The organism is Streptomyces sp. NPDC127177 (assembly GCF_042672475.1).
In the GTDB taxonomy this organism is placed as follows: domain Bacteria; phylum Actinomycetota; class Actinomycetes; order Streptomycetales; family Streptomycetaceae; genus Streptomyces.
This window is the reverse complement of the sequence record NZ_JBHXUW010000022.1, coordinates 66,490-90,154: the sequence shown is the minus strand read 5'-3', so window position 1 is coordinate 90,154 and position 23,665 is coordinate 66,490. Positions and strand designations below refer to the sequence as shown.

The 23,665-nt window shown below is 70.4% G+C and carries 18 protein-coding genes; 10 read left to right on the top strand and 8 right to left on the bottom strand.

Annotated features, from left to right (window positions below; translation table 11 throughout):
• Positions 1-74 precede the first annotated feature (74 nt).
• The 3 genes from ACFVJX_RS16185 to ACFVJX_RS16175 all read right to left on the bottom strand — a co-directional run bounded on the left by ACFVJX_RS16185 (position 75) and on the right by ACFVJX_RS16175 (position 3,426).
• A complete protein-coding gene (locus ACFVJX_RS16185) occupies positions 75-899 on the bottom strand; it encodes a hypothetical protein (protein WP_384124797.1) in 825 nt (274 codons plus the stop codon).
• 182 nt (positions 900-1,081) lie between these two features.
• Complete coding sequence (locus ACFVJX_RS16180; RefSeq protein WP_384124799.1) at positions 1,082-2,140, bottom strand: metallophosphoesterase; 1,059 nt, start codon at positions 2,138-2,140, stop codon at positions 1,082-1,084.
• Between the two features lie 173 nt (positions 2,141-2,313).
• Entirely contained in the window at positions 2,314-3,426 is a 1,113-nt protein-coding gene (locus ACFVJX_RS16175) for a LacI family DNA-binding transcriptional regulator (RefSeq protein ID WP_384124801.1), read from the bottom strand.
• Between the two features lie 371 nt (positions 3,427-3,797).
• On the opposite strand from ACFVJX_RS16175, the gene hisC reads away from it, so the two are divergent.
• The 5 genes from hisC (at position 3,798) to ACFVJX_RS16150 (ending at position 13,093) form a co-directional block, all read left to right on the top strand.
• Entirely contained in the window at positions 3,798-4,877 is a 1,080-nt protein-coding gene (gene hisC, locus ACFVJX_RS16170; protein WP_384124803.1) for a histidinol-phosphate transaminase, read from the top strand.
• Between the two features lie 310 nt (positions 4,878-5,187).
• The gene (locus ACFVJX_RS16165) at positions 5,188-6,696 is read left to right on the top strand and encodes a cytochrome ubiquinol oxidase subunit I (RefSeq protein WP_384124805.1); all 1,509 of its coding nucleotides are present in this window, start codon (positions 5,188-5,190) and stop codon (positions 6,694-6,696) included.
• Positions 6,697-6,714: 18 nt separating this feature from the next.
• Positions 6,715-7,716: a cytochrome d ubiquinol oxidase subunit II gene (gene cydB, locus ACFVJX_RS16160; RefSeq protein WP_384124807.1), complete on the top strand. Its 1,002-nt coding sequence runs from the start codon at positions 6,715-6,717 to the stop codon at positions 7,714-7,716.
• A 46-nt stretch (positions 7,717-7,762) separates the two neighbouring features.
• On the top strand, positions 7,763-11,302 hold the full coding sequence (gene cydD / locus ACFVJX_RS16155) for a thiol reductant ABC exporter subunit CydD (RefSeq protein ID WP_384124809.1): 3,540 nt from the start codon (positions 7,763-7,765) through the stop codon (positions 11,300-11,302).
• A 57-nt stretch (positions 11,303-11,359) separates the two neighbouring features.
• Positions 11,360-13,093, top strand: coding sequence for a GAF domain-containing sensor histidine kinase (locus ACFVJX_RS16150; RefSeq protein ID WP_384124811.1), 1,734 nt, complete (start codon positions 11,360-11,362; stop codon positions 13,091-13,093).
• Between the two features lie 142 nt (positions 13,094-13,235).
• Here ACFVJX_RS16150 and ACFVJX_RS16145 read toward each other — a convergent pair whose 3' ends face one another.
• Positions 13,236-14,102 (bottom strand): HAD hydrolase family protein, encoded by an 867-nt coding sequence (locus tag ACFVJX_RS16145; protein WP_384124813.1) that lies wholly within the window; start codon positions 14,100-14,102, stop codon positions 13,236-13,238.
• Positions 14,103-14,354: 252 nt separating this feature from the next.
• Between ACFVJX_RS16145 and ACFVJX_RS16140 the strand changes: the two genes are divergently transcribed.
• Both ACFVJX_RS16140 and ACFVJX_RS16135 read left to right on the top strand, forming a co-directional pair.
• Complete coding sequence (locus tag ACFVJX_RS16140) at positions 14,355-15,233, top strand: oxaloacetate decarboxylase (RefSeq protein WP_384124815.1); 879 nt, start codon at positions 14,355-14,357, stop codon at positions 15,231-15,233.
• 30 nt (positions 15,234-15,263) lie between these two features.
• Complete coding sequence (locus ACFVJX_RS16135; protein ID WP_384124816.1) at positions 15,264-16,223, top strand: LLM class flavin-dependent oxidoreductase; 960 nt, start codon at positions 15,264-15,266, stop codon at positions 16,221-16,223.
• Between the two features lie 29 nt (positions 16,224-16,252).
• On the opposite strand, the gene ACFVJX_RS16130 is transcribed toward ACFVJX_RS16135, so the two are convergent.
• The 4 genes from ACFVJX_RS16130 to ACFVJX_RS16115 form a co-directional block, all read right to left on the bottom strand.
• Positions 16,253-16,795 (bottom strand): RNA 2'-phosphotransferase, encoded by a 543-nt coding sequence (locus ACFVJX_RS16130; protein WP_384124818.1) that lies wholly within the window; start codon positions 16,793-16,795, stop codon positions 16,253-16,255.
• A gap of 148 nt (positions 16,796-16,943) precedes the next feature.
• On the bottom strand, positions 16,944-17,918 hold the full coding sequence (locus ACFVJX_RS16125) for a MerR family transcriptional regulator (protein WP_384124820.1): 975 nt from the start codon (positions 17,916-17,918) through the stop codon (positions 16,944-16,946).
• Positions 17,915-19,696 (bottom strand): SDR family oxidoreductase, encoded by a 1,782-nt coding sequence (locus ACFVJX_RS16120; RefSeq protein ID WP_384124822.1) that lies wholly within the window; start codon positions 19,694-19,696, stop codon positions 17,915-17,917. The genes ACFVJX_RS16125 and ACFVJX_RS16120 overlap by 4 nt, the downstream gene beginning before the upstream one ends.
• Positions 19,693-20,544: a M24 family metallopeptidase gene (locus ACFVJX_RS16115; protein WP_384124824.1), complete on the bottom strand. Its 852-nt coding sequence runs from the start codon at positions 20,542-20,544 to the stop codon at positions 19,693-19,695. Before ACFVJX_RS16115 ends, ACFVJX_RS16120 begins: the two co-directional genes overlap by 4 nt.
• A 268-nt stretch (positions 20,545-20,812) precedes the next feature.
• Here ACFVJX_RS16115 and ACFVJX_RS16110 point away from each other — a divergent pair, with 268 nt between their 5' ends.
• Genes ACFVJX_RS16110 through ACFVJX_RS16100 form a run of 3 tightly spaced genes read left to right on the top strand, consistent with a single transcriptional unit; the run spans position 20,813 to position 23,656 of the window.
• Positions 20,813-21,850: an ABC transporter ATP-binding protein gene (locus tag ACFVJX_RS16110; RefSeq protein WP_384124825.1), complete on the top strand. Its 1,038-nt coding sequence runs from the start codon at positions 20,813-20,815 to the stop codon at positions 21,848-21,850.
• Positions 21,840-22,748 carry an ABC transporter permease gene (locus tag ACFVJX_RS16105; RefSeq protein ID WP_384124827.1) on the top strand — a complete coding sequence of 303 codons (909 nt, stop codon included), beginning with the start codon at positions 21,840-21,842 and terminating at the stop codon, positions 22,746-22,748. The genes ACFVJX_RS16110 and ACFVJX_RS16105 overlap by 11 nt, the downstream gene beginning before the upstream one ends.
• Positions 22,745-23,656: an ABC transporter ATP-binding protein gene (locus ACFVJX_RS16100; protein ID WP_384124829.1), complete on the top strand. Its 912-nt coding sequence runs from the start codon at positions 22,745-22,747 to the stop codon at positions 23,654-23,656. The genes ACFVJX_RS16105 and ACFVJX_RS16100 overlap by 4 nt, the downstream gene beginning before the upstream one ends.
• The last annotated feature ends 9 nt before the right edge of the window (positions 23,657-23,665 follow it).

The window sequence follows — 23,665 nt, the reverse complement described above, 5'->3', positions numbered from 1 at the left end:
CCCGGACCGGAGTACCGCCTTCCCGGAGCCCGGCGGCGGCCCCCGTCGCCGGGCTTACCGGCGGGCGGAGCCGGTCAGTCCAGTTCGTGTTCCGGTCCGCCGAAGTCGGGGCTGGTGAAGTCCGGGCTGGTGAAGGTCGGCCGGGGCGCGGCCGTCGGGCCGTCGTCCGGGCTGGAGAAGTCGGGCCTGCTGTAGCCGATCTTCGGAATGCGGTTGGCCGAGGGGTACGGGGTGCGGGCGGCGGGGGCGGCGCCGGGGTCGGCGAGCGCGTCGCGAAGGAACGGCAGGATGCCCCGTTCCAGCAGCGCGTGCCGCCAGGCCTCCCGGGCGCGCGCCACATCCTCCGGCAACTCCTCGCCGGGGTCCTCGGCGGCGAGGGAGGTGGAGCCGTTGCGCAGGGCGGTGATGAGCAGACCGATGGCGGCGATCAGGATCGCGGCCGCGGTGACCGCGGCGAAGAACCAGCCCGCGCCGACCATCGTCCCCGCGAAGGGCGGCGATGGGCTGAGCATCTTCAGGAGGTAGCCGACCAGCAGGAATATCACCGCGGCCGTGCCGGCCAGCATCGGTGCCAGGACGGTGACGACGGCCCCTATGCCGGCGCCCGCCTGGTTGTGGCCGGCGGGGCCCGTACCCGGGAGCGACTCCTCGTCCGGGTCGGTGGTCGTGGCCCGCAGCTCCTCGCGTGCCTTCACGTAGTGCTCGTACTCGGTGGCGGCCGTGGCGGTGATCAGGGCGGTGGCGGCCATCGCCATGGTGCGCAGCTGGACCGGGTTGAGCCGTTCTCCGACCGCGGCCAGATCTGGTCGTTCATGGGCGTGACGCAGTGCGTCGTCGAGGATCCGCTCGTACTCGGGGCGGTCCTCGGTCAGCAGGTGCGGAGCGCTGTTCATGTGCATCCCCCGATGCTCCGTAGGGCCCGCATGCCGGATCGGACCGGGCAGTTGGGCGGAAACGGAGGAGAGCCTGCTACTGGTACGCCGATGGTAGAGCGCCCACGGCACAGGGTGACAGGGGGTTTCCGGAAATAGGCCCAGTGGTCGGCATGGTCAGGTCGTGCATGCGTCTTCCCCGAGGACCGTCAGTCATGCAGGGGCAGTTGGACGACCAGTAGCTTTCCGGCCATGGTCACTCCGCCGTCCATGGCGATGGCGAGCCCGTCCGCGTAGACGTGGGGGCCGTCCACCAGCGGGCCGGAGCTGTCCTCGCCGTCCTCGGAGCCGACCTCGCCGAGCAGATACGGGATGGGGCTGTGACCATGGACGACGCGACGGCCGCCGTAGGCCGCCATCAGCTCCTGGACGGCCTGCGGGCCCGACTCGTCGCGGAAGGCGAACCGCTTGGTGAGCTTGCGGAAGAGGTCCCAGCACTCATCGGCGTCGTTCCGCGTGAGAATGGCGTGCACCGTGTCGTTGACGTCCTCGATGGTGGAGCCGTAGTCGAGGTACGCCGTCGTGTCCGAGTGCATCAGCAGATGCCCGTCCTCCTCGACGACCGCGTCGAGCCGGGACATCCACTGGAGGTGGACGTCCTGGAGCCGCTCCATGTCGGTCTTCTGGCCGCCGTTGAGCAGCCAGGCGGCCTGGAAGGTGGCGGTGCCGGCGCCGGAGTTGACCGGGGTGTCGCCGAAGCGCTTGGCGCCGAGGAGCAGCAGCTCGTGGTTGCCCATCAGGGCCTTGCAGTAGCCGCCGGCGGCCGCGGCCTCGGCGGACAGCCGCATCACGAGGTCGATGACGCCGATCCCGTCGGGACCCCGGTCGGTGAAGTCACCGAGGAACCAGAGCCGGGCGTTGCCCGCGGACCAGTTGCCCTCGGCGTCGATCAGGCCCTGTTCGGCGAGGGCGGCGTGGAGCTCGTCCAGATAGCCGTGGACGTCTCCGACCACGTACAGCGGTCCGCGTCCCGGGTCCTGGCCGGGCCGCGGTTCGGGCACGGCCCGCACCTGCACCGTCTCGTCGAGGGTGATCACCGGAAGGTCGCGCGCGGTGGGGGTGTACCCCTCCGGCGGCTCGCCCTCCGGGAAGGCGCTGCCCGGACCCGGCGCCGCGGGCGGCGCCGGGGACTGCGCATAGGGCGGTACGCGGAAGTCGCGCAACGTCGCCGTCCGCACCGCGGGTTCCTGACCGGCCCCCTGTGTCATCGACCCCTCCACCACCGTCGCGCCGCCGTACACCTGACGGGCCCTGCTGGTCGGGGTGGTCCGCGGTGTCGTGCGCCCATCATAGGAATGCGAATCGTGCTCTGTGACGCACCAGGGGTGGTGAATCCGAACGCACGCCGGGTTCGCCGGTCGATTCATCCCAATTGGTCTGATCAATCCCCTGCCGGAGAGCGCGGCGCGCTGACCGTGGTGCGGGGCGGACGGCGTTGCGAGGAGGTCCGGACGATGAGTTCCGTCGGTATCACCTGCTCCACCGGGCCGTCCTGGTCGACGCCCTCGATGGCGTCGATGAGCAGTTGGACGACCGCCGTGCCGATCCTGCGCGGTTTGAGCGAGAGCGTGGTGATGGGCGGCTCGGTCGTCGCGTAGACCATGGATTCGCTGCAGCAGACCAGTAAGAGGTCCTCGGGGACGCGCAGGCCGTACCGGCGGGCCGCGGCGAGCAGATCGGTGCCGTTGGGGTCGAAGAGCCCGTAGACGGCGTCCGGGCGGTCCGGACGGGCCAGCAGCCGGTCGGCGGCCACCGCCCCCGCGCACGGGTCGTGGGCGGGGTAGGACTCGTACACCGGATCCTGGCCCACCCGCTCGCACCAGTGCAGGTACGCGGTGGTGGACAGCCGGGTGTACGTGTCGGTGGTGGTGCCGGTGAGCAGCCCGATGCGGCGGGCCCCGGCGGCGGCGAGGTGGTCGAGGAGGTCGAGCACTGCGGCCCGGTGGTCGTTGTCGACCCAGGCGGTGACCGGGAGCGTTCCGGCCGGCCGGCCGTCGGACACGACGGGCAGACCCTGGCGGACGAGTTCGGTGACCACCGGGTCCTGGTCGGACGGATCGATGACGACGGTGCCGTCGAGGGCCACGTTCGACCAGACGTCGTGGCGTGAGGTGGCGGGCAGGATGACGAGTGCGTAGCCGCGGGCCAGTGCTGCGGAGGTGGCGGCTCTGGCCATCTCGGCGAAGTACGCGAATTCGGTGAAGGTGAAGGGTTCGTCCCCGTACGTCGTCACGGTCAGGCCGATCAGGCCGGACTTGCCGGTACGGAGTGTTCGGGCCGCGGCGGATGGGCGGTAGCCCAGGCGCTCGGCGACCTCGCGGACATGGCGTCGGGTGGCGTCCGGGAGCCTGCCCTTGCCGTTGAGCGCGTCGGAGACAGTCGTGATGGAGACTCCGGCGGCGGCGGCCACATCCCGGATGCCTGCTCGTCCCCGCCTGCCGCCGCGCCGGGGGGTCTCAGTCCGGCTCACCTGGTGCTTCCCTGCTGCTGTCATGGCGAGCCGATAGTAGGGCGCGCGAGGGCAGTTGGTCTGATCGCATATTCACGCGTTGACAGGCACGTTTCTGCATGATCATCGGGCCTCAAAAGCCTTGTGAATCAAGGGCGTTGATGAGTAAAACCATCAAGTTCCGGGTGTCGGACCGGATGAGCCTGCCGAAGAGGCGATGTCTCGAAGAGGTCTCAACTCACCTCTTCGAGGGACGCGCGCCACGGAGTGAGCCACCGGCGCGCGCCAGGGGGAGGAGCGCTCCCCCTCATTCTGGGGCCCACCGGACGAATCCCCGGTCCGGCCATTCGCAGCGGCGCTCAATCCTCATATGGTGAGCAGTATTGATGTGTACGGACGGTCGAGGAGGACCTGCTGTGAGCGAGACGAGCCCCAAGCTGCGCGCCGAGCTGGACGGCGTTCCCGCCTATGTGCCGGGCAAGCCGGCCGCGGCGGACGGACCGGCCGCCTTCAAGCTGTCCTCCAACGAGAATCCGTATCCGCCGCTGCCGGGGGTGATGGAGTCCGCGATGTCCGCGGTCGCGCACTTCAACCGCTACCCGGACATGGCGTGCACCGGCCTGGTGAACGAGCTGTCCGACCGTTTCGGCGTGCCGGTATCCCACCTGGCCACGGGCACCGGCTCCGTCGGTGTGGCGCAGCAGCTGCTGCAGGCCACCTCGGGTCCGGGCGACGAGGTCATCTACGCCTGGCGCTCCTTCGAGGCGTACCCGATCATCACGCAGGTCAGCGGTGCGACGTCGGTGAAGGTGCCGCTGACCGAGGATGACGTGCACGACCTGGACGCGATGGCGGAGGCGATCACCGACCGGACCCGGATGATCTTCGTCTGCAACCCGAACAACCCGACCGGCACCGTGGTGCGCAGGGCCGAGCTGGAGCGGTTCCTGGATCGGGTGCCGAGCGATGTGCTCGTGGTGCTGGACGAGGCGTACAAGGAGTTCATCCGCGACGCCGAGGTGCCGGACGGCATAGAGATCTACCGTGACCGGCCCAATGTGGCGGTGCTGCGGACGTTCTCGAAGGCCTACGGTCTGGCCGGACTGCGGGTCGGCTTCGCGGTGGCCCACGAGCCGGTGGCGGCCGCGCTGCGCAAGACCGCCGTGCCCTTCGGCGTCAGTCAGCTCGCCCAGGACGCGGCGGTGGCGTCGCTGCGTGCAGAGGACGAACTCCTGGGCCGGGTGGGTTCCTTGGTGTGCGAGCGGCAGCGGGTGCAGGAGGCGCTGCAGCGGCAGGGGTGGGCGGTGCCGGAGTCCCAGGCGAACTTCGTCTGGCTGCGGCTGGGGGACCGCACCGCCGATTTCGCGGCGGTCTGCGAGAAGGCCGGTGTGGTGGTCCGGCCGTTCGCGGGCGAGGGTGTGCGGGTCACGATCGGTGAGGACGAGGCGAACGATCTGTTCCTGAAGGTGACGGAGTCGTACCGCAGGGAGCCGTAGCCCCGCACCCGACCGCCTGTCTGCCGGGCCCCGTATCTCGTTCGCGAGGTGCGGGGCCCGTTCGTGTATCCGGCGGGGCGGTGCGGGGCCCGTTCGGGTATCCGGCGGGGCGGTGCGGGGCCGTGTCTGCTTCGAGGGGAATGGTCTCTCCGTACCGAAAGTGCACCCCCCTGCAGGCTCCGAAAGTCTGTGCGCCATAATTGCTTGTGAATGTGAACGCGTTCACAAGCGTGTCCTGCTTCATCCCGTGATCGGTCGGATTCAAAGGACAAAATGCCGGTTCAGCTACGGCGACGTAAGGAGAGATGACGTGGAGCTAGCTCTGGCGCCGGAGACCCTGGCGCGATGGCAGTTCGGAACGACCACCGTCTACCACTTCCTCTTCGTTCCCCTGACGATCTCTCTCGCCGCGCTCACCGCCGGCCTGCAGACCGCCTGGGTGCGGACGGACAACGAGAAGTACCTCAGGGCCACCAAGTTCTGGGGAAAGCTCTTCCTGATCAACATCGCCATGGGTGTGGTCACCGGCATCGTCCAGGAGTTCCAGTTCGGGATGAACTGGTCGGACTACTCGCGGTTCGTCGGAGACATCTTCGGCGCCCCACTCGCGTTCGAGGCGCTGATCGCGTTCTTCTTCGAGTCCACCTTCATCGGTCTGTGGATCTTCGGCTGGGACAAGCTGCCGAAGAAGATCCACCTGGCCTGCATCTGGATGGTCTCGATCGGTACCGTCCTCTCCGCGTACTTCATCCTGGCGGCCAACTCCTGGATGCAGCATCCGGTCGGCTACCGCATCAACAAGGAACGCGGACGCGCGGAACTCACCGACTTCTGGCATGTGCTCACCCAGAACACCGCGCTCGCCCAGTTCTTCCACACCATCACGGCGGCCTTCCTGGTCGGCGGGGCGTTCATGGTCGGCATCGCCGCCTTCCACCTGGCGCGCAAGAAGCACATCCCGGTGATGCGGACGTCGCTGCGGCTGGGACTGATCACCGTCGTGGTCGCAGGTCTGCTCACCGCCATCAGCGGTGACCAGCTGGGCAAGGTGATGTTCAAGCAGCAGCCGATGAAGATGGCGGCGGCCGAGGCGCTGTGGGATGGACAGAACTCCGCGCCCTTCTCGATCTTCGCGTACGGAGATGTCAGCAAGGGGCACAACTCCGTCGAGATCTCGGTCCCCGGGATACTGTCCTTCCTCGCCGACGACAACTTCAACTCCTACGTCCCCGGCATCAACGACATCAACAAGGCCGAGCAGGAGAAGTTCGGGCCCGGCGACTACCGGCCCAACATCCCGGTCGCCTTCTGGAGCTTCCGGTGGATGATCGGCTTCGGCATGGCGTCCTTCGCCCTCGGGATCCTGGGCCTGTGGCTCACCCGGAAGAAGTTCATGCTGCCACCGGGGATGCGGACCGGTGAGGACGAAGTGCCGCACCTGGTCCTGTTCAAGAACAAGGCGCTGAGCCCCAAACTCGCCCGGTGCTACTGGATCGTCGCCCTGTGGACCCTGCTCTTCCCGCTGATCGCCAACTCCTGGGGCTGGATCTTCACCGAGATGGGCCGCCAGCCCTGGGTCGTCTACGGGGTGCTGCAGACCCGCAACGCGGTCTCCCCCGGCGTCTCGCAGGGCGAGGTGCTCACCTCGATGATCCTCTTCACCCTGCTCTACGCGGTGCTCGCCGTGATCGAGGTGAAGCTGCTCGTGAAGTACATCAAGGCCGGGCCTCCGGAGCTCACGGACGACGACCTCAACCCGCCCACCAGGATCGGCGGCGACCACGATGACGCCGACCGGCCCATGGCCTTCTCCTACTGAGAGCACAGGAGCCGAGAGATGGAACTCCACGACGTCTGGTTCGTGCTCATCGCCGTCCTCTGGACCGGCTACTTCTTCCTGGAGGGATTCGACTTCGGGATCGGGGTCCTCACCAAGCTGCTGGCCCGGGACCGCAAGGAACGGAGGGTCCTGATCAACACCATCGGGCCCGTCTGGGACGGCAACGAGGTCTGGCTGCTCAGCGCCGGCGGAGCGACGTTCGCCGCGTTCCCCGAGTGGTACGCCACGCTGTTCTCCGGCTTCTACCTGCCGCTGCTGATCATCCTGCTCTGCCTGATCGTGCGGGGTGTCGCCTTCGAGTACCGGGCGAAGCGGCCCGAGGAGAAGTGGCAGACCAACTGGGAGAACGCGATCTTCTGGACCTCGCTGATCCCGGCCCTGCTCTGGGGCGTGGCCTTCGGCAACATCGTGCGCGGCGTGAAGATCGACGCGGACATGGAGTACGTGGGCAACTTCTGGGATCTGCTCAACCCGTACGCGATCCTCGGCGGGCTGGTCACGCTCTCCCTCTTCACCTTCCACGGGACGGTGTTCGCGGGGCTGAAGACGGTCGGTGACATCCGGGCCAGGGCGCGCAGGCTGGCCCTGAAGCTGGGCGCGGTCACGGCGGTGCTGGCGCTGGGCTTCCTGATCTGGACCCAGGCCGACAACGGCGACGGCTGGAGCCTGATCGCGATGATCGTCGCTGTCGTCTCCCTGGTCGGCGCGATCGGCGCCGCCGCGGCCGGGCGCGAGGGCTGGTCCTTCGCCCTGTCCGGTGTGACCATCATCGCCGCGGTCGCCATGCTCTTCCTGACGCTCTTCCCGAACGTCATGCCGTCCTCGCTGAACGACGCCTGGAGCCTCACGGTCACCAACGCCTCGTCCACTCCGTACACGCTGAAGATCATGACCTGGTGCGCGGGTATCGCCACTCCGGTGGTGCTGCTGTACCAGGGCTGGACCTACTGGGTGTTCCGCAAGCGGATCGGTACGCACCACATCGCCGACGCGCACTGAACGCAGTGAGTGCCCTGACCGAGCCGAGTCCCATGGGGTGTTTCACGTGAAACCGATCGATCCGCGTCTGCTCCGCCACGCCCGCGCCACCCGCCTCTTCCTGGTGGCCGTGGTGGTACTGGGAGTGGCCGGGGCGGCGTTGGTCATCGCCCAGGCCATGCTCGTCGCCGAAGTGGTGGTGGGCGGTTTCGAGGACGGGCTCACCGGGTCGGGGCTGCGCACCCCGCTCATCCTGCTCGCGACGGTGGCACTCGGCCGGGCCCTGGTCTCCTGGCTCACCGAGCTGGCCGCCTACCGGGCCGGCGCGGCCGTCAAGTCGGAGCTGCGCGGGCGGCTGCTCGACCGGGCGGCGGCGCTGGGTCCGGAGTGGCTGAGCGGGCAGCGCACCGGTTCGCTGGTGACGCTCGCCACCCGGGGGATCGATGCGCTCGACGACTACTTCGCGCGCTATCTGCCGCAGCTCGGACTGGCGGTGGTGGTGCCGGTGGCGGTTCTCGCCCGGGTGGTCACGGAGGACTGGATCTCGGCGGCGATCATCGTCGTCACCCTGCCGCTCATCCCGCTCTTCATGATTCTCATCGGCTGGGCGACCCAGTCGCGGATGGACCGCCAGTGGCGGCTGCTGTCGCGCCTCTCCGGTCACTTCCTGGACGTCGTCGCCGGGCTCCCGACGCTGAAGGTCTTCGGCCGGGCCAAGGCCCAGGCCGGGTCCATCCGCACCATCACCGCGCAGTACCGGCAGGCGACCCTGCGCACCCTGCGGATCGCCTTCCTGTCGTCCTTCGCCCTGGAACTGCTGGCGACACTCTCGGTGGCGCTCGTCGCCGTCACCATCGGCATGCGCCTCGTGCGCGGTGAACTCGACCTCTACACCGGCCTGGTGGTGCTGATCCTGGCACCGGAGGCCTATCTGCCGTTGCGGCAGGTGGGGGCGCAGTACCACGCGGCCGCCGAAGGCCTGGCGGCCGCGGAGGAGATCTTCTCGGTCCTGGAGACCGAGCCGCGCACCAACGGTACGCAGGAGGTTCCGGAGTCCCTGCGGCTGGAGCTGGAGGGCGTGACCGTCCGGCACGCCGGCCGCACCTGGCCCTCCCTCGCCGCGGCCTCGCTGGTGGTGGACGAGGGGGAGACCGTTGCCCTGGTCGGCCCGAGCGGCGTCGGCAAGTCCACCCTGCTGAACGTGGTGCTGGGATTCACCGAGCCCGACGAGGGACGGGTGCGGGTCGGCGGCACCGATCTCGCGGCCCTCTCCCCCGAGCGCTGGCGCGAGCGGATCGCCTGGGTGCCGCAGCGCCCGCACCTCTTCGCCGGCACGATCGCGGAGAACGTACGGCTGTCCCGGCCGGACGCGGACGACAGCGCGGTGACGGCCGCGCTCCGCGACGCCGGTGCGTACGAATTCGTGACGGACCTGCCGGACGGCACCGGCACCCTCCTCGGCGAGGACGGCACGGGTCTCTCCGCCGGGCAACGGCAGCGTCTCGCCCTGGCCCGCGCCTTCCTCGCCGACCGGCCGGTGCTGCTGCTCGACGAACCCACCGCGAGCCTGGACGGCGAGACGGAGGCGGGCATCGTCGAGGCGGTACGCAGACTGGCTGCGGGCCGGACCGTGCTGCTGGTGGTGCACCGGCCGGCGCTCCTGTCGGTCGCCGACCGGGTGGTGAGCCTGGAGCCGGTCGCGGCGGCCGGACCGGCCGAGCCCGTGGCCTCCGCCCCGGTGCCGCGACCGGCGAGCGCCCCCGACGACCTCTCGGGCGACGACCTCTCCGGCGTCGAGACGGTGCGCGAGCCCGAGGTGCTGCGCGAGACCGCGGCCCGGTCCGGTCACGTGCTGACCCGGGTCAGGGAGTCCGCGGGCGCGCAGCGCGGCCGGCTCGCGCTCGCACTGCTGCTGGGCAGCCTCGCGCTGGGCTCGGCGGTCGGCCTCATGGCCGTCTCCGGCTGGCTGATCTCCCGCGCCTCCGAGCAGCCCCCGGTGCTCTACCTGATGGTCGCCGTGACGGCGACCCGCGCCTTCGGTATCGGACGGGCGGTCTTCCGCTACGCCGAACGCCTCGTGTCGCACGACGCCGTGCTCAGGATGCTCGCCGAGCTGCGCGTCGCCGTCTACCGGGGCCTGGAGCGCATCGCCCCCGCGGGCCTGCGCCGGACCCGGCGCGGGGACCTGCTCTCCCGGCTCGTCGCCGATGTGGACGCCCTGCAGGACTACTGGCTGCGGTGGCTGCTGCCCGCCGGGACCGCGGTCGTCGTCGGTGCGGCAGCCGCCGCGTTCACCGGCTGGCTGCTGCCGGAGGCGGGCATCGTGCTCGCCGCGGGACTGCTGCTGGCCGGGGTCGGGGTTCCGCTCGTCAGTGGCGCCTGTGCCCGGCAGGCCGAACGCCGGCTGGCCCCGGCCCGCGCGGATCTGGCGACCCGGATCACCGATCTGCTCGGCGGAACCGCCGAACTGACGGTCGCGGGCGCCCTGCCGGGGCGTTCGGCGAGGACTCGGGAGGCCGATGGCGTCCTGACCCGGATCGCCTCCCGGGCGGCGGCCGCGGCCGCGCTCGGCGGCGGACTCTCCGCCCTGACCGGCGGCCTCACCGTGGTCGCCGCCGCACTCGTGGCCCTTCCCGCGGTGGCCGACGGACGGCTGGCCGGAGTGGAACTCGCCGTCGTCGTCCTCACGCCCCTCGCCGCCTTCGAGGCCGTGACCGGTCTGCCGCTCGCCGTCCAGTACCGGCAGCGGGTCAGGCGGAGCGCGGAGCGGGTGTACGAGGTGCTGGACGCCCCGGTGCCGGTCCGCGAACCCGCCACCCCCGCCGAGGCGCCCGCATCGCCCTTCCCGTTGGAGGTGCGGGGGCTGTCGGCCAGGTACGCGGGAGCGGAGCACGACGCCCTGGCCGCCATGGACCTCACGCTGGAGGCCGGACGGCGGATCGCGGTCGTGGGCCCGTCCGGTTCCGGGAAGACCACGCTCGCCCAGGTCCTGCTCCGCTTCCTGGACGCGCGGGCGGGCACGTACCGGCTCGGTGGGGTGGAGGCCTCCGCCCTGGACGGCGACGCGGTCCGGCGGTACGTCGGGCTGTGCGCCCAGGACGCCCACATCTTCGACAGCTCCATCCGCGAGAACCTGCGGCTGGCCCGTACCGGATCGACGGACGCGGAACTGCGTGACGCACTCGCGCGGGCCCGGCTGCTCGACTGGGCCGAGGCCCTCCCGGACGGGCTGGACACCCTGGTCGGCGAACACGGGGCCCGCCTCTCCGGAGGCCAGCGGCAGCGGCTCGCACTGGCCAGGGCGCTGCTGGCGGACTTCCCCGTACTCGTGCTGGACGAGCCCGCCGAGCACCTCGACCTGCCGACCGCCGATGCCCTGACCGCGGACCTGCTCGCGGCCACGCGGGGGCGTACGACCGTGCTGATCACCCACCGCATCGAGGGGCTGGAGGACGTCGACGAAGTGGTGGTCCTGGACGGGGGCGCGGTGGTGCAGCGCGGACCGTACGCGGCCCTCGTGGCGGTGGACGGCCCGCTGAGCCGGATGCTGGAGCGCGAGCGGGAGACCGTAAGGGCGCCGGGCGGGATGCCGGACGTACGCGTCTGAGTGCGTCCGAACGACGCTCGACTTTCCCCCATAAAAGGTACTAACTACGCTCTGGGTATGTCAGAGCCGGGCCCGAAGCACCCGAAGCACCCGAACCACCCGAAGGACTCGCTCGAGGCCGCGACGGAGGCGACCCGCAGTCTGCAGGGCCTGTCCACCGAACTCACCGCCCGCGTACCGCAGCTGCTGGAAGCCATGCGGTCCGTCGGCACCGGGCTCGAACTGCACACCACGCTCGACCGGATCTGCGAGACGGCGGCCGAACTGGCCCACGCCCGCTACGCCGCCATCGGCGTCGTGGACGAGGAGGGGAAGGGGCTCTCGGACTTCGTCACCCACGGGGTTCCCGAGCCGGTGGCCGACGAGATCGGCCACCGGCCGGACGGACAGCTCGGCCTGCTCGGCGCGCTGGTCCGAGACCCCTGCTCCGTACGGCTGGCAGATCTGACGGCCGACCCGAGGTTCGCCGGGTTCCCGCAGGGCCACCCTCCGATGCGGTCCTTCCTCGGCGTACCGATCCGGGTCCAGGGCGAGATCTTCGGCAACCTCTATCTGGCCGAGAAGGACGGTGGGGGCGAGTTCACCGACTACGACCTGCACATGGTGCGGGTGCTGGCCACCGAGGCCGGTATCGCCATCGGCAACGCCCGGCTGTACGAGGCCGCCAGGCAGCGCGAGCGGTGGATCGACGGCTCGGTGGCCGTGACCACGGCCCTGCTCTCCGGCGGCGACGCAGACGACGCGCTCGTGGTCGTCGCCGAACAGGCCCGCCATCTCGCCGCCTCCGCAGCCGGGATCGTGCTGCTGCCGGCCGAGGGCGGCGGGCTGGAGATTGTCGCCGTCTCCGCCGAGGAGCAGACCGCGGCGCTCGGAGTGATCATCCCGGCGCAGAGCCCGGTGGTGCGGACGCTGCTCGCCGGCGAGGCCGTCTTCCTGGACGACTCGGCGACCGACCCGCGCATGATGACCAGGCTGGCGCACCGGTTCGGGCCCAGCATGCTGCTTCCGCTGCACAGCGGGGGACGGGTGCTCGGCGCGCTCGCCACCCCGCGCGCTCGGGGCGACCGGCCGTTCACGGAGACGGAGCGCACCCTCGCCGCCCAGTTCGCCTCGCAGGCCGCGTTGGCGCTGATGATGGCCGAGGCCCAGCGCGACCGGGAACGGCTCGCGGTCTACGAGGACCGCGACCGGATCGCCAGGGATCTGCACGACCTGGTCATCCAGCGGCTGTTCGCCACCGGGATGATGCTGGAGAGCGCGCAGCGCCGGTCGGACGTGCCGGAGGTGCAGACCGGCGTGGGCCGGGCGGTCGACGAACTGGACGTGACCATCCAGGAGATCCGCACCGCCATCTTCGCGTTGCAGCAGGAGCCGGCCGAGGCGCCGTCCGGGCTGCGCACCCGGGTGCTGCGTGAGATCAACATGGCGGCGGTCCCGCTGGGCTTCAAACCGTCCCACCGGTTCATCGGGCCGGTCGGCGGGGCCGTCGGTGAGCTGACGGGAAAGAACCTGATCGCGGCGTTGCGGGAGGCGCTCTCCAACGCCTTCCGCCATGCCGTCGCGTCCCGGATCGACGTCGTCGTGGACGCCACCGCCACGCTTCCCGACGGCCGGGACGCGGTACGGCTCACGGTCGCCGACGACGGTGTGGGCATTCCGCCGGGCGGCCGGCGCAGCGGGCTGCGGAACCTGGCCCGCCGTGCGGAGTCGCTCGGCGGGGCCAGTTGGTTCGGACCCGGCCTCGGGGAGGACGGCGGCGGCACGACGGTGGTGTGGCAGGCGCCGCTGTGACAGGCCGGGGCCGGCCGTGCGGACGGCCCGCGCCCGCTTCAGCGCTCCCTGGGAGAGAGCACCTGTTCAGCGTTGCTGCCCGCGGGAAAGCAGCTGCCTGCGGGAAAGCGTCTGCTCAGTGCTGCCTGCGGACCGTGCCTGCTCAGTGCTGCCTGCGGGACAGTGCCTGCTCGGCCAGGATCCGCTCGATGACGACCGCGACGCCGTCCTCGTTGTTGGTGACGGTACGGCCGGTGGCCGCCGCCACGGCGGCGGGGTGGGCGTTGCCCATCGCGTACGAGGTGCCTGCCCAGCTGAGCATCTCCACGTCATTGGGCATGTCACCGAAGGCGACGACCTCGGCGGGCGAGATACCGCGCTCGGCGCAGCACAGCTCCAGCGTGCTGGCCTTGGAGACGCCCGGTCCGCTGACTTCCAGCAGGGCCGTGGGGCTGGACCGGGTGAAGGAGGCCCGGTCGCCCGCGGCAGTACGGGCCAGGGTGAGGAAGTCGTCCGGGGCCAGCACGCCGTGGTGGGCGAGGAGCTTCAGGACGGGGGCGCCGGTGCCGGGGGTCTCCTCGTGGAGCAGCTTCTCGGCGACGGCCACGGTGGCGCCGGGGTCGAGGTGGAAGGGCGGGTAGGCCGGTTCGTAGTGGATACCGGTGGCCAGCTCCACGGCGAACGAGGTGCCGGGGGCGGCGGCGCGCAGCGTGTGCACGACGTCGAGGGCGGCCTCCCGCTCCAGCGCGCGGACCTTCAGCAGCCTGCCGTCGGCATGCAGATCGGCCACCGCGGCCCCGTTGGCGCAGATCGCGAGGCCGTGACCGTGGACGTGGTCGCTGACGACGTCCATCCAGCGTGCCGGGCGGCCGGTGACGAAGAAGACCTCGATGCCGGCCTCCTCGGCGGCGGCGAGCGCCGCGACCGTACGGTCCGAGACGGTCTTGTCGTCGCGCAGGAGGGTGCCGTCCAGATCGGTGGCGATCAGCCGGGGAGCGGCAGGGTCAGGCGAATCGGTAGCTGAGGTCACCGCCCCATTCTCGCGTACCGGAGTGCACGGGCGTGCGCAGGGGCGCACATCTGAGTACCCGGGCCCGTGAGCTGGGGAACATTCCTCCGGCATATGCCATCGGATTTCACCCTGTGCCGGGACGGGCAGCTTGGTACAAGGTGGTCCGATCACCCGTACCGATCACCCGTACCGACCGCCGGTACCGACCACCCGATTCCACTACCCGATTCCACCCACCTGATTGCCACCACCCGAATGGGGAGAGTGACCATGCGACTTTCTTTGCGGGAGCTGCGGTCCAGGGGCGCCGCGTTCCGGGAGCTGCACAGCGGACCCGAGCCCTTCGTGATTCCCAACCCGTGGAACGCGGGCACCGCTCAGGTTCTGGCCGGGCTCGGCTTCCCGGCGCTCGCGACGACCAGCGCCGGTCTCGCGGTGGCTCTCGGGCTGCCGGACGGCGCCAATCTGCTGGATCGCGACATGGTGCTCGCCAACGCCCGTGAGATCGTCGCCGCGACGTCGCTTCCGGTCTCCGCCGATCTGGAGAGCGGATTCGCCGAGACCGCGGAGGGCGTCGCCGAGACCGTTCGCGCGGCGGCGGACGCGGGGCTCGTGGGCGGCTCGATCGAGGATGCGACGGGGCTGTCCGGTGAGCCGGTCCGGCCGCTCGCGGAGGCGGTGGACCGGGTGACGGCGGCGGTGGAGGCCGCGCGCGGCCTGCCCTTCCCGTTCACCGTCACCGCCCGCGCGGAGAACTTCCTCTACGGACGCCCCGACCTCGACGACACGATCCGTCGCCTCCAGGCCTACGAGGAGGCGGGCGCCGATGTGCTCTACGCACCCGCGCTGCCGTCAGCGGCTGCCGTGCGTGCCGTGTGCGCCTCGGTCGGGCGGCCGGTCAACGTACTTGCGGGCAGCCAGAAGCCGGCGCTGGACGTGGCCGCGCTGGCTGACTGCGGCGTACGCCGGATCAGCCTCGGCTCGACACTGTCCCGGTCGGCACTTGGTGGTTTCGTCCGGGCAGCGCGTGAGGTGCTCGACCACGGGACCTTCGGCTTCGTCGCGGACGCACCGCCCTACGGGGACGTGAACCAGTGGATGACGCGTTCCTCCGCACCCCGATTCCCGACGAGCGCAGCCGAGAAGTGATGGTCTCCGCTCCGCCGTAAACTCGGGGCCATGAGCCCCACTCCTCGCCTCAGCACCGTGATCCTCCCCGTCCGCCGCTGGCACGAGGACGGCCGTTTCCCGTGGCAGCGTGCCGAGGAGCTGGGCCTGCACACCGCGTACACCTACGACCACCTGGCTTGGCGCGCCTTCCGCGACGGGCCGTGGTTCGGTGCCGTTCCGACGCTGACCGCGGCGGCGTGCGCCACATCGCGGCTGCGGATGGGGACGCTCGTCACCTCTCCGAACTTCCGCCACCCCGTCACGCTCGCCAAGGAGCTGATCTCCCTCGACGACATCTCGGGCGGCCGGATCACGCTGGGCATCGGCGCGGGTGGCAACGGTTTCGACGCGACGACTCTTCTGCGGGGTGACGAGCAGCCGTGGACCCCGCGCGAGCGGGCCGACCGCTTCGGTGAGTTCGTGCCCCTGCTGGACGGTCTGCTCCGCGAGCCGGCCGGGCTGACGCGCGAGGGCGACTTCTACGCGGCATCCGAGGCGCGGAACCTGCCGGGGTGTGTGCAACGGCCACGGCTGCCGTTCGCCGTCGCGGCTACCGGGCCGCGCGGACTCAGGGTTGCCGCGCGGTACGGCGAGGCCTGGGTGACCACGGGCGATCCGAAGCTGTACGAGACGGGCAGCGCCGCTCAGTCGGTCGATGCCCTGCGCGGTCAGGTCGCCAGGTTGGGCGAGGCCTGTGCGGAGACCGGGCGGGACGTGGGCGAGCTCGAAAAGATCCTGCTCACCGGCTTCACGCCGGAGTTCAACCCGGAGGCTGCCGGGGGCGGCGGCCGTCCCTTCGACTCCGTCGACGCGTTCGTGGACTTCGCGGGCCGGTACGCGGAGCTCGGTTTCACCGAGATCGTCATCCATGCGCCCGTGCCCGCCGATGGTCCGGAGTTCAGCGCGGCGGTGGCGGACGAGCGGCTCTTCGAGCAGATCGCGACGCGGGCCCCCGCCCAGCTCGGGTGAACGGGCCGCCGGCGTGAGTTCCGGCCCGGTCAGCCGGGCAGTCGCAGGAACTCCGGCGGCACGGCGGCCGTGAGCCAGACCCCGTTGGCGCTGACGCAGAACGTGTGGCCCGCCAGGTGCATCGCACCCGCGTCCACGGACAGCACGACTGGTCTGCCACGCCGGGCTCCGACCCGGGTCGCCGTCTCCCGGTCCGGCGACAGGTGGACGTGGGTCCGTTCCATCGGCCGCAGCCCCTCGCTCCGGATGGTGTTCATGAACCGGCCGACCGTGCCGTGGTAGAGGTACGCGGGCGGCTCGACGGGTGGCAGGTCCAGATCGACGTCGACGGAGTGCCCCTGGCTCGCCCGGATGCGGTCCCCCTCGACGGCGAAGCGCTGCTTGTCGTTGGAGGCGACGACATGGTCGAGTTCGGCGCGGGTGAGCGGGAAGCCGTGGCGGGCCGTGGCCCCGAGCAGCTCGTCGATCGGCACCCAGCCGTGGGCGTCGAGCCGGAGGCCGATCCGTTCGGGCTGGTGTCTCAGATGCTTCGAGAGGTACTTCGACACCTTGACGGTGCGTTTTTCGTCCATCCGGTCAGAGTGCCCGCGACGGCGGGCCGGGCGCATCCGGATTTTGTTCGGAATTCACAGCAGCAATTTCTGTCCACAGGTTTGATCCACAGCCAACTCGGGTTATCCACAGGTAATTTGACGATCCTGTGGACAACAGCCTTGCTATTTAACCTGTTTGATCAATTTGCCCCGCATTCAAGCTAGATGCGGCAAGTGTGTCCAATGTCCGTGCCTGTACCTCGCGTTCTGCGGCAGCCGTGATGAACGCCGACGTGTTGGCGCGGCCAACCAGGCTCTCCACGGCGGCGATTGTCCCGGGCGGTAGAGCGACCGGAACCGGCGGCTGTCCGGCCGGGCCGGGGGCGAACGGCTGCTCCGCCGTGAGGTGGTGCTCAAGGTGCCTGGCAGCGAACGTGCGCATCGCGCGGGCGAGTTCGGCGTCCACCGTCTGCTGGGCCAGTGGGCGGAGCTTGCGCACCATGGAGGCTGCCTCGGCCGCATCCGCGTCCGTCGGCGGACGATGGCCGAGATAGCGAGCGAAAACGTGCTCCGTCGTGAACTCCAGGAAGCGGGAGGCTATCTGTTCGACCTGCCCTCGAAGCTCCCTGAGATGACCGGAGATTGCGCCGAGCGGCACACCGGCCGCGTACAACTCCACCGCCACGGCCAGCTCCTGTGGGCTGGGTACGAGGAACTCGTCCTCGCGCCCGGGGATCCGTTCGAGCACACCGAGCTCCACCGCCTCCGTGACGGCCTGTTCGTCCGGGGTGCCGCCGAACTTCGCGTCCAGTTCGGCGCGGGTGATCCGGTCCGCCCGTTCGTCGGTCCACGGACCGTGCACCTCGACTACGAGTCCGAGCACCCCGCCGAGGCCGCGGCCGGTGTCCCACGCCTCCAGCAACTCCTTGATGCTGGCGAGGGTGTAGCCCCGGTCGAGCAGATCGGCGATCTGCCGGAGGCGGGCGATATGGGTGTCGCGGTACACGTTGGCGCGGCCCCGCCGCTCCGGGGTCGGCAGCAGACCGCGGTCCTGGTAGGCGCGGATCGTGCGGACCGTGGCACCGCTGGCGTGGGCCAGGTCCTCGATCCGGTACTCGGCGCCCGCCCGCCCGGCCGGGACCGACGGCCCTGGGCCGGTCACAGCGGCGGCTTCAGCCGGGCGATGCCGCGCAGCGTGCCGGGGCTGAGCCGGGACAGGAACCGGGCGGCATGGGACTCCGGCGTGACCGGGACGACGGCCTGGTTACGCACGACCGCCCGCAGGATCGCCTCGGCGACCTTCTCCGGCGGGTAGTTGCGGACCCCGTACAGCTTGCTCGTCCGTTTCCGCAGCCGGCTCTCCTCCGCCGCGTCGGCCCCGGCGAAGTGCGTGGTGGCGGTGATGTTCGTGTTGACGATGCCGGGGCAGATCGCGCTGACCCCGATCGACTTCTCGGCGAGCTCGGCACGCAGGCATTCGCTGAGCATCAGTACGGCGGCCTTGGACGTGCTGTATGCGGGGAGCGCCCGGGAGGGCTGATACGCGGCGGCAGAAGCGGTGTTGACGATGTGACCGCCCTGCCCGCGCTCGGCCATCTGTTTGCCGAAGAGCCGGCAGCCGTGGATGACGCCCCAGAGATTGACGTCCAGGACGTTCTTCCAGTCCGCGCCGGTCGTATCCAGGAACGAGCCGGACAGGCCGATCCCGGCGTTGTTGACCAGCACATCGACGATTCCGTACTCGGCGGCGACCTTCTCGGCGAGTTTCTCCATCGCCTGCTCGTCGCCCACGTCGACCGTCTCCGCCCAGGCGGCCGGGGCGCCGATCAGCCGTGCCAGCTCCGCCGTCCTGGCCGCACCCTCCGCATCCCGGTCCACCGCCACCACACGGGCGCCCGCCTCGGCGAAGGCGAAGGCCGTGGCCCGGCCGATACCGCCGGCCGCGCCCGTCACCAGAACGAGCTGTCCGCCGAACCGGTCCGCGTACGCACCCTTCGGCGCGGTGTCGCGCACCGGTACACCGGACTGCAGGGCCGTCTCGTTGGCGGCGGCGAACTCGTTGATCCAGGAAGCCAACTGGTCCGGCCTGGTGCGCGGCACCCAGTGCTTGGCCGGCAGCGTACGCCGGGTCAACTGCGGTACCCATGACTCGAGCTCGTCGTAGAGCTGCTCCGACAGGAAGATGTCACCGGTCGGCGTGATGAGCTGCACCGGCACATGCGCGTAGGCGTCGGCGCGCGGCCTGCGCAGCCTCGCACGGACGTTGTCGCGGTAGAGCCAGGCCCCGTGCGCCGCGTCGTCGGGCAGGGAGGCCGTCGGGTAGTCGCCCGGCGGCACCTTCTCCAGCCGCTGGAGGATCCCGGGCCACCGCCTTCCCAGCGGGCCGCGCCAGGCGAGCTCCGGCAGGACCGGCGTGTGCAGCATGTACACGTACCAGGACTTGGCGCCCTGGCCCAGCAGTTGGCCGATCCGGCGCGGGGTGGGACGTGCCATCCGCCGCTTGATCCAGTGCCCGAAGTGATCCAGGGAGGGACCGGACATCGAGGTGAAGGAGGCGATCCGGCCCTCGGTGCGGCTGACCGTCGCGAACTCCCAGGCCTGGACGGAGCCCCAGTCGTGCCCGACCAGATGCACCGGCCGGCCGGGGCTCACCGCGTCCGCGACGGCCAGGAAATCGTCGGTCAGCTTCTCCAGGGTGAAACCCCCGCGCAGCGGAACGGGCGCCGTGGAACCGCCGTGACCGCGCACGTCGTACAGCACGACATGCCACTCCTCGGCCAGCCGCCGGGCGACCTGCGTCCAGACCTCCTTGCTGTCCGGGTAGCCGTGCACGAGCACGATCGTCGGATGCGTCTCCTCGCCCAGCTCCACGACGCTCAGCTCGATACCGCCCGTGGCCACCCGGCGCTCGCGCGCTCCCGGCAGATCCCGCAGACTCATGCCGCAACCCTCTCCTCGGCCCAGCGCCGCACATGCGGCAGATCGTCGTCCAGCCAGAAGGCGCTCTGCTCGGGGTCCCGTGAGTCGGTGACGACCAGGATCTCCTCGAACTTCGCGCCGGTACCCCGGAATCCGAGGTGGGGTTCGACCGCCCACAGGCCCGGCTGCGGGGGATGGTCGGAGAAGCGGTACGGACTCCAGAGCGGCGACCAGCCGTTCCTGTGCCCGTGGACCGCGTCACTCAGCAGGCCCTTGAGCGACTGCGTACCGAACCCGAACACCTGCGGCGACCAGCGCCGTTCGGCGACACGGTCGACCTTGTGGGCGATGACGCCGAAGGGGTAGGCGCGGTGCCGGTTGGCGTAACCCTGCCGGACCATGAGGCGATCGACGCTCTCGTAGATCTCGCGCAGCGGCCGTCGCTCGCGCACCTCGCGCAGGATCAGCTCGCGGTGGGCCTCCAGGTCGGCGAGCAGTCTGTCGTGCAGCGGGTTCAGCCCGAGGCAGCCGGAGTAGCCGATGTCCGCGGTGAATCCCTTGTACACAGGTGCCATGTCGAGGACGAACGGCATGCCCGGCTCCAGCTGCCGGCCGGTCGGGAAGAACTGCGTCGGCACTCTGAAGCCGGTGAAGGCCGTGCGGTCCCCGAACCAGGCGAAGGGGAGGTGGAACCAGTCCCGCACTCCGCGCTCTCGCAGCCACTCGCGCTGCATCCGGGCGGCGTCCCGCTCGGTCACTCCCGGCTTCAGGCGGGCGGCGACCGCTTCCGCGCAGGCGTACGCGAGACGCTGCACGTCTCTGAACCCCCGCAGCTCCGGGGCCCGTTCGTCGATCACTCGCGAGGCCATGCCACCGTCCGTTCCCTGCCGATTGCGGTACGTGCCCGTAACGTGACACTGATGAATGTGACAATGTCCGGCGGCTACGTCAAGGGGGGTGCCGGGCCTGTGGACAACGCGCGGGACGGGCCTGTGGACAGCCCGGACCGGCGCCCCGTCCGGCGCCCGGCCTCCTCCTTCGCGGGGTCCCCCTACGGGTCCGTACATCTGGAGTCTGACGAGAATCCAACCGCCAGGTCTGACGACCGGTGTGGCCCGCACCACTACCGTCGATGACGTGACTGTCATTGCGACCGAAAGCCTGAGCAAGCGGTTCCCCAGGGTGACCGCGCTTGACCGGCTGTCCTTGGACATCGGCCCCGGTGTGACCGGGCTGGTGGGCGCCAACGGAGCCGGCAAGTCCACGTTGATCAAGATCCTGCTGGGTCTGTCTCCCGCCACCGAGGGCCGGGCCGCGGTGCTCGGGCTCGATGTCTCGACCAGCGGCGCCGCGATCCGGGAACGGGTCGGCTACATGCCCGAGCACGACTGCCTGCCGCCCGACGTCTCGGCCACCGAGTTCGTCGTCCACATGGCGCGGATGTCCGGGCTCCCGCCCACCGCGGCGCGCGAGCGCACCGCGGACACCCTGCGCCACGTCGGTCTGTACGAGGAGCGCTACCGGCCCATCGGCGGGTACTCGACCGGTATGAAACAGCGGGTGAAGCTGGCCCAGGCCCTGGTCCACGACCCGCAGCTGGTCCTGCTCGACGAGCCGACCAACGGCCTGGACCCGGTCGGCCGCGACGAGATGCTCGGCCTGATCCGGCGCGTGCACACCGACTTCGGTATCTCCGTCCTGGTCACCTCGCACCTCCTGGGTGAACTGGAACGCACCTGCGACCACGTCGTCGTCATCGACGGCGGCGCGCTCCTGCGCTCCAGCTCCACCAGCGATTTCACCCAGACCACCACGACCCTCGCGGTCGAGGTCACCGACAGCGACACCCACCCCGACGGGACCGACGCCCTGCGCCGGGCCCTCACGGGTACGGGGATCAAGCTGGTGGGCCTCGACGGTGTGGACGCGGAGGGGCTGCCTGGTGCCGGCCACATCCTGCTGATCGAGGCGACCGGCGAGGAGACGTACGACATCGTCCGCGACAGCGTCGCCGACCTCGGCCTCGGGCTCGTCCGGATGGAACAGCGCCGCCACCACATCGCCGAGGTCTTCCGTACCGAAGAGGCACCGGCGGCGGCCCAGGCCGTGGCGCAGAACGCGCCCGTGGGCGCCGGGGCCGTACAGCAGAAGGGGAGCGGTAGCGATGAGCACTGAGACCGGCGCCGCCACCGGGAGCGATACCTCCCGGATCCACAACATCGGCTACCGCGCCTACGACGGCCCGCGCCTCGGCCGTGCCTACGCACGCCGCTCGCTGTACTCGCAGTCCCTGCGCGGTTCCTTCGGGCTCGGCCGGTCGGCCAAGTCCAAGGTGCTGCCGATGCTGCTGTTCGGCGTGATGTGCCTGGTCGCCGCGATCATCGTGGCGGTGGCCATCAACATCCCCGACTCGACGAAGCTGCCGGTCAAGTACACCTCGTACGCGGTCTATCTGCAGGCGGTCATCGGTCTGTTCCTCGCCTCCCAGGCACCTCAGTCGGTCTCCAGGGACCTTCGTTTCAAGAGTGTGCCGCTGTACTTCTCCCGGCCGATCGAACGCGGCGACTACGTCATCGCCAAGTTCGCAGCCATGGCCTCCGCACTCTTCGTCCTCACCGGTGCGCCGCTCGTCATCCTCTACGCGGGCGCCCTGCTGGGGAAGTTCGACTTCGGCGACCAGACCAAGTGGTTCGCCCAGGGAATGGTGTCGGTGGCTCTGCTCTCCGTGCTCTTCGCCGGTCTCGGCCTCGTGATGGCCGCGCTCACCCCGCGCCGGGGTTTCGGTGTCGCCGCGGTGATCGCCGTGCTGACCATCTCGTACGGCGCGGTCTCCACCGTCCAGGGCATCGCCTGGTCGACGGGGTCCACCGGAGCGGTCCCGTGGCTCGGGCTCTTCTCCCCGATCACGCTGATCGACGGTGTGCAGACCGCGTTCCTCGGAGCCACCTCCGCCTTCCCCGGAGGCGAAGGACCGGGCGCCGGCGCCGGAGTGGTCTATCTGATCGTTGTTCTCGCACTCATCGCCGGCTCGTACGCCGTACTGATGCGCCGCTACCGGAGGGTCGGGCTGTGACCACCATCGAGATCGACCACACCTCCCGCTGGTTCGGCAACGTGGTCGCCGTCAACGACGTGAGCATGAACATCGGGCCGGGTGTCACCGGGCTGCTGGGCCCCAACGGCGCGGGCAAGTCCACGCTGATCAACATGATGGCCGGATTCCTCGCCCCGTCGACGGGCACGGTCACGCTCGACGGCAGGACGATCTGGCGCAACGAGGCCGTCTACCGGCAGATCGGCATCGTGCCGGAGCGGGAGGGGATGTACGACTTCCTGACCGGTCGCGAATTCGTGGTGGCCAACGCCGAACTGCACGGTCTCGGTGACGCCCAGGCGGCGGCCGCGCTGTCCACGGTCCAGATGGAGTACGCGCAGGACCGCAAGATCTCGACGTACAGCAAGGGCATGCGCCAGCGCGTGAAGATGGCTTCCGCGCTGGTCCACGACCCGTCCGTTCTGCTGCTCGACGAGCCGTTCAACGGAATGGACCCGCGCCAGCGGATGCAGCTGATGGAGCTTCTGCGACGGATGGGAGCGGAGGGGCGCACGGTGCTCTTCTCCTCCCACATCCTCGAAGAGGTCGAGCAACTCGCCTCGCACATCGAGGTGATCGTGGCCGGACGGCACGCAGCGTCCGGAGACTTCCGGAAGATCCGCCGGCTGATGACGGACCGCCCGCACCGCTATCTCGTACGGTCCAGCGACGACCGGGCGCTCGCCGCCGCGCTCATCGCCGACCCGTCGACGGCCGGGATCGAGGTGGACCTGAGCGAACAGGCCCTGCGCATCCAGGCGGTCGACTTCGGACGCTTCACCACGCTGCTGCCGAAGGTGGCACGCGAGCAGGGCATCCGGCTGCTGACCGTTTCGCCGTCCGACGAATCCCTCGAATCGGTCTTTTCCTATCTCGTAGCGGCCTGAGTAGTGGCC